Annotated in this window: 13 protein-coding genes and 1 pseudogene; 3 read left to right on the top strand and 11 right to left on the bottom strand. The window is 69.0% G+C overall.

From position 1 onward, the window contains the following. Window positions 1-97: 97 nt before the first annotated feature. The 6 genes from I8J34_RS21120 to I8J34_RS21145 form a co-directional block, all read right to left on the bottom strand. Window positions 98-1,381: a glycerophosphodiester phosphodiesterase family protein gene (locus tag I8J34_RS21120; RefSeq protein WP_214363619.1), complete on the bottom strand. Its 1,284-nt coding sequence runs from the start codon at window positions 1,379-1,381 to the stop codon at window positions 98-100. A gap of 94 nt (window positions 1,382-1,475) precedes the next feature. Continuing rightward, complete coding sequence (locus I8J34_RS21125; protein ID WP_214363620.1) at window positions 1,476-2,105, bottom strand: glutaredoxin family protein; 630 nt, start codon at window positions 2,103-2,105, stop codon at window positions 1,476-1,478. 139 nt (window positions 2,106-2,244) lie between these two features. Next, the gene (locus I8J34_RS21130) at window positions 2,245-2,451 is read right to left on the bottom strand and encodes a hypothetical protein (RefSeq protein WP_214363621.1); all 207 of its coding nucleotides are present in this window, start codon (window positions 2,449-2,451) and stop codon (window positions 2,245-2,247) included. 23 nt (window positions 2,452-2,474) lie between these two features. Next, on the bottom strand, window positions 2,475-2,780 hold the full coding sequence (locus I8J34_RS21135; protein ID WP_214363622.1) for a BON domain-containing protein: 306 nt from the start codon (window positions 2,778-2,780) through the stop codon (window positions 2,475-2,477). A gap of 23 nt (window positions 2,781-2,803) precedes the next feature. After that, window positions 2,804-3,412 (bottom strand): MlaC/ttg2D family ABC transporter substrate-binding protein, encoded by a 609-nt coding sequence (locus I8J34_RS21140; RefSeq protein ID WP_214363623.1) that lies wholly within the window; start codon window positions 3,410-3,412, stop codon window positions 2,804-2,806. A 101-nt stretch (window positions 3,413-3,513) separates the two neighbouring features. Next, on the bottom strand, window positions 3,514-3,795 hold the full coding sequence (locus I8J34_RS21145; RefSeq protein WP_214363624.1) for an EF-hand domain-containing protein: 282 nt from the start codon (window positions 3,793-3,795) through the stop codon (window positions 3,514-3,516). A 202-nt stretch (window positions 3,796-3,997) separates the two neighbouring features. Between I8J34_RS21145 and I8J34_RS21150 the strand changes: the two genes are divergently transcribed. Further along, window positions 3,998-5,386 (top strand): CHASE3 domain-containing protein, encoded by a 1,389-nt coding sequence (locus I8J34_RS21150; RefSeq protein WP_214363625.1) that lies wholly within the window; start codon window positions 3,998-4,000, stop codon window positions 5,384-5,386. 9 nt (window positions 5,387-5,395) lie between these two features. On the opposite strand, the gene I8J34_RS21155 is transcribed toward I8J34_RS21150, so the two are convergent. From I8J34_RS21155 to I8J34_RS21175, 5 genes are all read right to left on the bottom strand, one after another. After that, a complete protein-coding gene (locus I8J34_RS21155) occupies window positions 5,396-6,031 on the bottom strand; it encodes a response regulator (RefSeq protein ID WP_214363626.1) in 636 nt (211 codons plus the stop codon). A 113-nt stretch (window positions 6,032-6,144) separates the two neighbouring features. Then, complete coding sequence (locus I8J34_RS21160) at window positions 6,145-6,585, bottom strand: rhodanese-like domain-containing protein (protein WP_214363627.1); 441 nt, start codon at window positions 6,583-6,585, stop codon at window positions 6,145-6,147. A gap of 30 nt (window positions 6,586-6,615) precedes the next feature. Beyond that, complete coding sequence (locus I8J34_RS21165; RefSeq protein WP_214363628.1) at window positions 6,616-7,521, bottom strand: DMT family transporter; 906 nt, start codon at window positions 7,519-7,521, stop codon at window positions 6,616-6,618. An 86-nt stretch (window positions 7,522-7,607) separates the two neighbouring features. After that, on the bottom strand, window positions 7,608-8,549 hold the full coding sequence (locus I8J34_RS21170) for a ribose-phosphate diphosphokinase (protein ID WP_214363629.1): 942 nt from the start codon (window positions 8,547-8,549) through the stop codon (window positions 7,608-7,610). A 113-nt stretch (window positions 8,550-8,662) separates the two neighbouring features. Next, window positions 8,663-9,307, bottom strand: a complete 645-nt coding sequence (locus I8J34_RS21175; protein ID WP_214363630.1) for a c-type cytochrome — start codon at window positions 9,305-9,307, stop codon at window positions 8,663-8,665. Between the two features lie 192 nt (window positions 9,308-9,499). Here I8J34_RS21175 and I8J34_RS21180 point away from each other — a divergent pair, with 192 nt between their 5' ends. After that, on the top strand, window positions 9,500-10,336 hold the full coding sequence (locus I8J34_RS21180) for an HTD2 family dehydratase (RefSeq protein WP_214363631.1): 837 nt from the start codon (window positions 9,500-9,502) through the stop codon (window positions 10,334-10,336). A 280-nt stretch (window positions 10,337-10,616) separates the two neighbouring features. Next, a pseudogene (locus tag I8J34_RS21185) lies at window positions 10,617-10,740 on the top strand (IS5/IS1182 family transposase); the annotation flags it as partial.

Consider the following 10,740-nt stretch of genomic DNA (forward strand, 5'->3'; position numbering starts at 1 on the left):
GGCAGCGGGGCTTCCTTGAGTATAGTCAGCCGATGACACCGTGCTGCCGCGAAAAAAGCCACGCGCAGAAGCGCGTGGCCCAAGGGGATGTCGACGCTCAGCGGGACATGCAATTGGCGTAGTAGGTGACCGTGGCCGGCCAGTCGGAGAACACGCCGATCACGCCCACCTTGCGCGCCAGTACGTCGAGCAGGCGGTAGGTGTCGCCCGGCCCGTCGATGGCACCGGTGATGCTCTGGTAGTACCAGCCGCCACCGTCGGTGAGGGTGCCGGAGCGCTCCAGCGTCCAGGTGATGATGTCCAGCCCGGCGGCCCGGGCGGCGCGCGCATAGGCCGAGGGCACGATTCGGTCATTGCCGTCGAGCGTGACCAGGGCCCACAGCGGCGGGGCGACGATGTTCACCCCCTGGCGGGCCAGCGTGGGCAATTTGTCGATGGCGGCAGGCATGTCGGCGGCGCTGTCGACGCTCTCCAGGAACACCGCCTGGCGGCCGAAGCGCGGCGTGTGGCGCACCCAATACAGCACGTCGTCGAGCTTGAAGGACTGCGGCCACACCTGGCGCGGCGAGACGCCCATTTCGACATACTCGTCGATCATCTGCTGCGCGTAGTCGGCCTGCGTGTAGTCGCCCTGGAAGGGCATCGGCACGCTGGCTTCCTTCAGCTCGGGCGTCATGCCGACGCCGAGCTGGCGGAACAGGGCGATGCTTTCTTTGTGGGCCATCAGCGTGCCGGTGGCGGCGTACAACTCGGTGCGCCAGGACGGCGTGCCTTTCATGTAGTCCTCCACCGTCGTCGCCATCGGGTTGGCGCCGTCCATCTTGCCCTTGAGCTGGCGGAACTCGGCCAGCGTGATGTCGCTGGTGCAGCAGCGTGCCTGGGCCGGCGTGCCGGTGGCCGGGTCGGCCGGGGTGAAAGGCACCGAGCACTTGGCGGCCAGTTCGGGGATCGCGAGGATGTTGGTGGTGGTGTGCAGGTCGCACTGCGAGTGGCGGCACACCAGCTCGCGGTCCTGGGTGAAGGTCACGTCGCATTCGACGATGCCGGCGCCCTGGCGCGCGGCGGCGATGTAGGACTCGCGCGTGTGCTCGGGGAACTGCAGCGCCGCGCCGCGATGGCCGATGGAAAAGGCGGTCGGGCGCTGGGGACGGTTTTCGCAAGACGCCAGCTTGCGCTTGAGCGGGCCGTTGTCGAGCTGGTCGATCAGGTAGGCGGGGCGGGGGCCGACCTCGACGGCGACGCGGGCGGGGTGGTCGCGGTGGTCGTGGTGCCGGTCGTCGCGATCATGGTCATGATCGCGGCCGGCAAGGGCGGTGGTGGACATCAGCACCGCCGCCAGCAAGAGGGCGATGCCGGGCAGGCGGGGTCGGGTGGGCTTCATGCGGAGTCTCCTGTCGGGGTAGCGCGGGCGGCGCCTCCGGCATGGAAGCAGAGGTGAATGACAAGGGCGTGATGGCGACGATAGGCTGCGTGGTCTATGGGGCGGCCGGCGACAGCGAGTTGCGTCCGCGCTCGGGGTTGGGCTCGACGACGCGGTGCAGGCGTTCGGAGAGCTGGTCGGCGCCGCCGATGTAGCTGCCGTCGAGCCAGATCTGCGGCACCGTCACCGGGGTCTTGGGGCCGATGATCGGCTTGACCCGTGCCAGCATCTCGTACAGCGCGCGCGGGTCGCGCACCACGTCATGGTAGGTGTAGGCGATGCCGGCCTCGTCCAGGTAGTGCTTGGCACGCTTGCAATGCGGGCAGGTGGCTTTGCCGAAGATGTGGTTGCCGGTCACCGCGGTGCGCGCGGCGGCGGCGTCGATCACCGCCTGGGTCAGCACGCCGCGGTTGAGTGCCTGGCCCTGGCTCACCACGCGGCCCGCGACCATCACGATCGGCGCATGCCAGCCGCCGCGGGCGAGCGGCCGCCACCATTCGGACAGCCAGTCGCGCACGTCCAGCGTGACGGCCACGCCGTCGAGTTCATGCGCCAGGGTGTCGGCGATCACGTCGCGCGTGAGCGCACATTCGCCGCAGGGGATCTTGACCGCGAAGGGCCCCCAGGCGCCGGCCCAGCGGTAGACCACCACCGCTACCGCGTCGTTGTCGGTCGTCGTCGCCATGCGCTGCCTCCGTGGATGCGTCGTCTCGAAAGAACGGACCGCCGGCACCCGGCAAGGCTTACACCATGGCCCGAAACGCCCCCGGCCGGCGCGCCTGCACGAGGCGATCCGGCCGGGGTGGTTGGGGCGCTTGAGGCCCTCAGTACGCCGGTTTGCTGCCCTCCTGAGGCGTGCCCGAGGCGGGCGGGGGCGCCGAGGTGTCCGCCGGCGGAGCGCTGTCAGCCGGCGGCGGGGCGCTGTCGGCCGGGCGCGCGGTGTTGGCCGGCGGTTCGGGGGCTTGCGGTTCGCAGGCCTGCAGCAAGGGCAGGGCCAGCATGGCGAGCAGGGCGACAGATGTGCGTTTCATGGTCGGATCTCCTGGGGTCATGGCTATTTGAGACGGATGTCGTTCTTGACGCTACGCACGCCGGGCACATCGCGGGCCAGCTCGCCGGCCCGCTGGATTTCCTGGCGCGTATCGGCGAAACCCGACAGCTGCACCTCACCTTTGAAGGTGTCGACGCCGATGTTCAAGGCACTGACGGTCTTGTCCTTGACGAAGGCGCTCTTGACCTTGGTGGTGATGGCGCTGTCGTCGATGTATTGGCCGGTGCTCTCGCGTGTCGGCGAACCGGCACAGGCGGCCAGCGCCGTGACGAGGGCAAGGACGAGCGTGAGTCGTGGAAGGGTACGCATGATGTTCTCCTGGTGGTTGAGGCTCAGCCGCTGTCGGCGGCCTGCCGGTTCTTGTCGCGCAGGGCACGGATCAGGCCATCGGCGCCGCCTTGCGCCAGTTCGGTGGCGAAACTGCTGCGGTAGTTGGTGACCAAGCTGACGTTGTTGACCACCACGTCGAAGACTTTCCAGTCGCCGTCGGTCCGGGCCAGCCGGTAGTCCACCGTGATCGGCGGCGCGCCGGCCTGCCGGATCTCGCTGCGCACCGTGGCTTCGTCCTGGGCATCGGCGGCGCGAGAAGGCTTGAAGTGGACCTTCTGGCCGGAATAGCCGCCCAGGGCATTGGCATAGGTGCGGACCAGCAAGGTACGGAACGCGTCGGTCAGCGCGTCGCGCTGGCCCTCGTCGGCCTGGCGCCAGCCTTGGCCGACCGCCAAGGCGGTCATGCGCGTGAAGTCGAAGTGCGGTGCGATCTTGTTTTCGATCAGGCGCATCGCCGTCTGCCGGCGGTCGGCCTGCGACTCGGGGGCTTCCGAGAGAATGCCCAGCACCTCGTCGGTCACGTTGCGGACCAGGGTGTCGGGGGTATCGGTCTGTGCCGTCGCGGCCAGCGCGACGAGCAACAGCAGGCTGGCGAAGAGGGATCGGAGCATGGGCATGTGCAGTTCCTCCTTTCAGGCGCGAACCCGCCCGACGGGCGGGCCGACCCGTGCGCGGGTCGTCACGGCCGGCGGCTGTGCCGGCCCTGTGGCGCTTACTGTTTGGTGGCACCTTGCTTGTCATGGGCCTTCCATTCCGCCACCGACAGTTTGCCGTTCTTGTCGGTGTCGATGCTGGTGAAGGACGCGCTGGCGTCGGCGGAACGCTTGGCCTCCTCCTTGTTGATCTGACCGTCCTTGTCGCGGTCGAGCTCCTGGAACATCGGCGGGACGGCGTCGGCGCCGCTGCCGCCGGCCGGGGTGGGGTTGGCGGCCAGCGCCGCGAGCGGCAGCGAACCGGCGATCAGCAATGCGGCTAGACTGAGTTTGGAATTCATGACGGATCTCCTGACGAAAATGTGGGATTAGGTTCGTTGCCAAGGCGTGCCGGTGCGCTGTCTGCCCGCGCCTTCGCCTTGTGTAGCGAACGATTGAAAGCGTAGGCGTTGGCCCCGGTCGGTCGCTATCGGAGGTGTCGGAATCGCATGTAGGACGATTCCTGCACGGTGGCGACCGGCCCGGGCCGCCACGGAGGAAGCCATGCCGGAACAACCACCCGCCACCGAGCCCCGCCGATCGCTGGGGCGCCACTGGCGCGGCCTGCTGCTGGGACTGGGCGCCGCGCTGGTCTCCGCCTTGCTGGTCTCGAGTCACTGGCAGGCCACCGCCAGTCTCGGCGCGCTGCGCCAGTTGCAGCTGCAGGCCGAGCGCACCGGCCGGCTCGACAGTCTGCTGATCCAGCTGGTGGATGCCGAAAGCGGCGTGCGCGGCTATCTGCTCAGCGGTGAGCGCGCCTACCTGGAGCCCTATCTCAACAGCCTGGCGACCCTCGACTACACGCTCGAAGATATTCGCCAGGATCTCGCGCCGACGCCCGAAGACCAGAACGCGCTGGCACAGATCCGCGGCTTGGTGGTGCTCAAGAAGCGCCTCTTGGCCGATGCCGTGAACCGGGGCCAGCTCGGGCCCGAAGGCTCGGCCGACCGTGCGGCCGAGGGGCGGCGCTACATGAACGATCTGCGCAAGGCGGTGACCGAGTACAAGGGCCGTATCCTGGCGCGCGGGCAGCGCTCGTTCGATGCCTCGATCGCCCATGTCGAAGCGACCCGCTGGGTGGTGGCGATCCTCGCCGGTGGCGCCCTGGTGCTGCTGGTGCTGCTGTTCACCATGGGGCAGCGGCAGCTGCGGTTGCGCGAGCGGATCGCCGATCTGCTGCGGCGCGAGAATCGGTGGCTGGACGAGCTCGTGCAGGAGCGCACCGCCGAGCTGTCCGAGCTGGCCAGCTACCTCACCCGCACGCGGGAAACCGAGCAGGCGCGGCTGGCACGCGAGCTGCATGACGAACTCGGCGCCCTGCTCACCGCGGCGCGGATGGACACCGCCTGGCTGGTGCGCAAGCTCGACCCGGACGCGCTGGCGCCGCACCGCGAACGCTTCGACCGCCTGCTGGAGACGCTCGACCAGGGCATCTCGCTGAAGCGACGGATCATCGACGATCTGCAGCCGCCGCTGCTGCGCGAGCTGGGGCTGGTGGTCGCGCTGCGCAGTCTGGCCGAGGATTTCGCCGAGCGCAGCGGCGCCGAGCTGCATCTGGACCTGCCGGAAGGCGATCTGCCGCTGTCGGCGGAAGGCGCCCTGGCCCTCTACCGCATCGCCCAGGAGGCGCTCACCAACATCCGCCGCCATGCCGGTGCGCGCACGGTGACGGTGGCGTTGTCATGCAAGGACGAGGCGGTGCAGTTGAGGATCGAAGACGACGGCACGGGCTTCGTTCCGGCCCGGGTCGGCCGCCGCCACTACGGCCTGGCGGGCATGCGTCACCGCATGCAGATGTTCTCGGGGGTGTGCGAGATCGACAGCCGCCCCGGGGCCGGCACACGCATCCGCGCCCGTCTGCCGCTGGTGGTCGAGTCGGCGTCGGTCAGCTGAGCGCGTCGCTCACTCGACCATCACCCCGTGGCGGATGGCGTAGGCGGCCAGTTCGGCGTTGCTCTCCACGCCCAGCTTGTCGAGCAGGCGGGTACGGTAGGTGCTCACGGTTTTTACGCTCAGCGTCAGTGCCGTGGCGATCTCGGACACCGACTCGCCCCGCGCCAGCCGCTGGAAGACCTGCAGTTCGCGCGGCGACAACTGCTCGTGCGGTGCGGCCGTGCCGTCGCCGGCCAGCTCGTCGGCCAGCAGGCCGGCCGCCCGCGCCGAGACGTAGCGTCGCCCCTGCGCCACGGTGCGGATGGCACGGATCAGCTCTTCGGGCTCGCAGTCCTTGCACAGGTAGCCGTCGGCACCCTGGCGGATCAGCGCCACCGCGTAGCGCTCTTCGGGGAAGCCGGTCAGCACCACTACGCGCAAGTCCTCATAGCGCTGGCGCACCGCATGCAGCACGTCGACACCGCTCTGGCCGGGCAGGGCCAGGTCGAGCAGCATCACGTCGCAGGGCGTCTCGCGCAGCTCGGCCAGCGCCGCCTCGCCCGACGCCGCCTCGAAGGCGATCTGCAGATCCGACACCTCCGCGAGCATTTCGCGGAAACCGGCGCGCACGATGTTGTGGTCGTCGACGATGGCGATACGTAGCATGGCCGTGCTCTGGCGAGATGGAGGCTATCCATGATAGTGCGAGTCGCCCAACGCTGCCCTGCCGCTCGGCAGGACCCGTCGGGTCGCCCCGGGTGGCCCGGCCCGCCGACGGTTCAGCAGGTGCTGGCGCGCGCGCAAGTGGACGCCGCCTGGGCGGGCTGGACCACCGGATGCGCGTCCTTGAGCCAGTCACGAATGCCGCCGCCGACGTTGTACACCCGGGCGTAGCCGGCGTTTTCGGTGAGAAAGCGGCTGACTTTTGCGCTGCGGTTGCCGCTGCGACAGATCAGCACCACCGGCTGGCCGGCCTTGGCGATCGCCTGCAGCCGTGCCAGCCAGGCCTCGGGCTCGGCCTCGCCGCTGGCGTCGAAAAAGGTCAGCAGATGGCTGCCGGGCACGATGCCGGTCTGCTGCCACTCGGGCGCGGTGCGGATGTCCACCACCGGCACGCCCTCGGCGCGCAGGCGCTCGAGGGTGGCCGCGTCGATGTCCACCGTGTCCGCCAGTGCGGAAAAACTCAGGCCCGCGAGGGCCGCCATCAGCCAGGCACGCATGGGAGCACTCCGTGTATCAGGAAATGCTGATTATACGCCCGCGCGGCGTTCGCGGCGCCCGCGCTGCCAGCCGCGCAGGCTCTCCCACTGGTAGATCGCCAGCCCGGTGAGGATCAGCGCCGTGCCCGCCCACAGGCGCGGGCCGGTCTCCTCGCCGTTGAGCGTCTGGCCCAGCAGCAAGGCCAGCACCGGCGTCATCAGAGTGATCAGCGCCACGCGCGAGGCTTCCATGTGGCGGATGCAGTAGTAGTACAGCGCAAAGCCGATGACCGAGCCGAATACGCCGAGATAGACGATGGCCGCCCCGGCGCGCAGCGGCAGGGTGTCGGGCAGGGTGCCGTCGGTGAGCCACCACAGCAGCGCGAAGCCGGGCAGCGAGACGCTGAGCGTGCCCACCGTGGTGGCCAGCGGCGGGCTGTCGTCGCCGATGCGTTTGAGCCACACCATGGCGGCGGTGTAGCACACCACGGCGATCAAGAGCGCGCCCAGGCCGGCCAGCGCCTGCGGGCCGCCGCGGGTGCCGCCATGCAGGAAGATGACGGCCAGCCCGCTCACGCCGAGCGCGGCGCCGATCAGCCGCGGGCGGGTCAGCGAGCGCTCGCCCAGCCATGCCGCGGCCATGACGCCGGCGACCAGCGGCGAGAGGCCGAACATCACCGAGATCAGCCCCGAATACACATGGCGGGCCGCCCAGTAGGTGAAGCCCATGCCGGCGAGCAGGCCGAGGCCGCCCACCAGGTAGGACAGGCGCGCCTTGCGGTGCAGCGGGAAGGGGATGCGCCCGGCGAGCAGCAAGGCGGTGCCGACGATCACGCCGATCAGCATGCGCGAGAACACCGCGAAGGCGAAGCCGGTGCCCTGCGTGCTCCACTGGATGGCCAGCGGTGTGGTGGACCAGATGAGGATGACGCCCAGGTAGGCGAGGGAAACCGGCATGGCATGCTCGATGAATGGCGCCCGGGGCGGGCGCACAGGCGATCGAGTCTAGCCGGCGGACGTGCCGCCGCCAAGCGGCCGGCGGCTTACTCGAACAGCGCGCCGACGCTCTCGCCGCTGTGGATGCGCTCGATGGCGGCGGCGAACAGCGGCGCCACGGTGAGCACCGTGAGCTTGTCGAAGGCTTTGTGCGCGGGGATGTCGACGGTATTGGTGACCACGATCGATTCGATCGGCGCCTCGCGCAGCCGATCGATGGCCGGGCCGCACAGCACCCCGTGCACCGCGCCGGCATGGATGCTGCGGGCGCCGGCGTCCTTGAGTGTGTGGATGCTCGACACCAGCGTGCCGCCGGTGGAGATTTCGTCTTCGAAGATCACCACGTCGCGCCCGGCCACCTCGCCCACCACCTGGCCCTGCTTGACCTGGGTGTCGCTGACCCGACGCTTGTCGATGATCGCCATCGGGATGCCGAGCCGCTCCGAGAAGCGCCCGACACGCTTGGCGCCGCCCGCATCGGTGGCCACCGCCACCATGTTGGAGATGTCGTAGCGCTGGCGGAAATGCTCGGCGATGGTGGGGATCGCGGTGAGGTGGTCGACCGGCATGCTGAAGAAGCCATGCACCTGGTCGGCATGCAGGTCCATGGTCAGCACCCGGTCGGCACCGGCGGTGCGCAGCATGTCGGCCACCAGCCGCCCGGTGATCGAGATGCGCGGCGCGTCCTTCTTGTCGGAGCGCGCGTAGGAGTAGTAGGGAATCACCGCCGTGACCCGCCGCGCCGAGGCACTGCGCAGCGCGTCGAGGGTGATCATCAATTCCATGATGTGATCGCTCACCGGTTCGGTGAAGGACTGCACCACGAACACGTCGCGCTCGCGCACATTGGCCATCACCTGCACATGCAGGTTGTCGTTGGAGAAGCGGGCGATTTCCAGCGGGCTGAGCGGAATGCCGATGGTGCGGCAGATTTCCTGGGCCAGGGGGTCGTTCGAGTGGCCGGCGAAGATGCGCAGGGCGTCGTTCATGAGGGGCTCGTGTCGGGGGCGGCGGCGGAGCCCGTATTGTAAGCCTATGTATCCACGATGCCGAGGCATGCGCCACACCGAGACACCGGCTGACACCCCCGATGTGTCGACGGCTACTTGAGGCTCCCCAGGTAAACGGTGACCGCGTCGATATTCTTCTCGCCGAGCTGCGTCACCGCCGCCGTCATCGGCGGATAGAAACGCTCGCCCGACATCGTCAGATAGCGACGCAGACTCTGGCGCAGATACTCCGTTTGCTGCCCGGCCAAGCGGGGCGTCGTCGTGCTGCCATGCGCCGCGCCGCCATGGCAGCGGGCGCAGATCTTGTCAAAGGCCTCCTTGGCAGCCGCCACCTCGCTCTCGGCGACCGTGCGGGGCGTCGGCGCCGAGAGCGAGGCATAGAACAGCACCAAGGCGGCCTTGTCAGCGGGCGCCAGGGCGCGCATCAGGCCCTCCATGAACTCGTTCTTGCGCTTGCCGCTGGTAAAAGCGTTGATCTGGGTGAGCAGGTAGTCCGGATTCTGCGCCGCCAGATTCGGCACCTCGGGAATCGTGCTCACGCCGTCCGCTCCATGGCAATTGGCACAAAAGGTGGCAATGCCGCGACCGTTGTCGATGGCCTTGGCGCGTGCCTGCGCATCCTCGCCGATGCGGGCCAGCATGTCGGCCGCCTCATCCGCCAGCGCCGGCACAGGCGCAGCGCCCACCCCCAGGCACAACGCGACCGCCGCCACCCGGCGACGCCAAATCTTGTCCATGGCACTCTCTCTCGCGGTTCTTCGACAAGGCCAATAATTAATCCATGTCAAGAATCCGGTCTTTGATCCAGCGCAGACCTCTGCGTGTGTGGCCGGAAATGTCGACGGGAGCGTGACTTTGATCACCCCGGGCCGCCCCATCTACACTGAATCCACGGCACCTCGCCGCCCTGCAGCCTCCGGAGCCCGCGCATGCGCCAGCCCCTGACCGACTGGATCGGCCGCCAGGAAACGGCCCACGACCGCCTCACCGCCGCCCCGCTCACCGGCTGGCGCGCCACGCTCGACAAGCCCGACGGCCCCGCGCGGGACGGCGACCCGCTGCCGCCGCTCGCCCACTGGCTGTACTTCCTGCCGCATGCGCGCGCCGCCGACATCGGCCCCGACGGCCATCCGCGCCGCGGCGGCTTCCTGCCCCCGGTGGACCTGCCGCGGCGCATGTGGGCCGGCGGCAGGGTGCGCTTCCACCAGCGCTTGCGCATCGGCGAGCCGGTACAGCGCGTGTCGACGATCAAGGATGTGCGCGAAAAGCACGGGCGCAGCGGCGCGCTGGTGTTCGTGGTGGTCGAGCACCGCATCGACGGCCCGGGCGGGCTGGCCATCGTCGAAGAACACGACATCGTCTATCGCGACAAGCCCACCGCCGACGCCCCGCCGCCGCCGCGCGTGGCCGACAAGGCCGCCGTCTGGCACGAGCCGATGCGCGCCGACCCGGTGCTGCTGTTCCGTTACTCGGCGCTCACCTTCAACGGCCATCGCATCCACTACGACCGGCCCTATGCGGTCGAGGAGGAGGGCTACCCCGGCCTCGTCGTGCACGGCCCGCTCATCGCCTCTCTGCTCGCTGACCTCGCCGCGCGGCATGCCGGCGGTCGGCCGCTCACGCGCTTCGACTACCGGGTCGAGCGGCCGATCTTCGATGTCGATCCGTTCTCGCTCAACGGGGCGCCGGTGGGGAAGGGGGCGGCTGAGGTGTGGTCGCTGGATCACCGCGGGGCGGTGTCGATGAGTGCCGAGGCCGAGTGGTAGGGCCGATTTCAACCGGCCGTCGGTGATTCCGGCGGAGCAGTGGCCGGCGCTTGCCTGGCCGGGTAAGGCCTAGTGGCTCAACCCTGCGTGGCCTGAAGCGCTTACGGCCAGGGTGGCATCGGTCGCTGTGCCGGCTTCCGTGAATGCCATGCGCCACTTGGCGGTGTGCTCAAGCGTGGCAAACCCTAAGGAAACGCTGATTATTTCGTTTGCATATCGCCCCACGGGCGGCTCTGTTTGAGACAATACGCATAGTTCCTTCACGACGGTGACGATCCCGATGCAATCGAGCTTCTCCGACCTTGAGTACGCGGCCAAGAAGAAGATGACGCGCCGCGACCGGTTCCTTGCCCAGATCGAAGCGGTGACACCGTGGGCGGCGCTCGAAGCGCTGATCGAGCCGC

Source organism: Denitromonas iodatirespirans, assembly GCF_018524365.1.
Classification (GTDB): domain Bacteria; phylum Pseudomonadota; class Gammaproteobacteria; order Burkholderiales; family Rhodocyclaceae; genus Nitrogeniibacter; species Nitrogeniibacter iodatirespirans.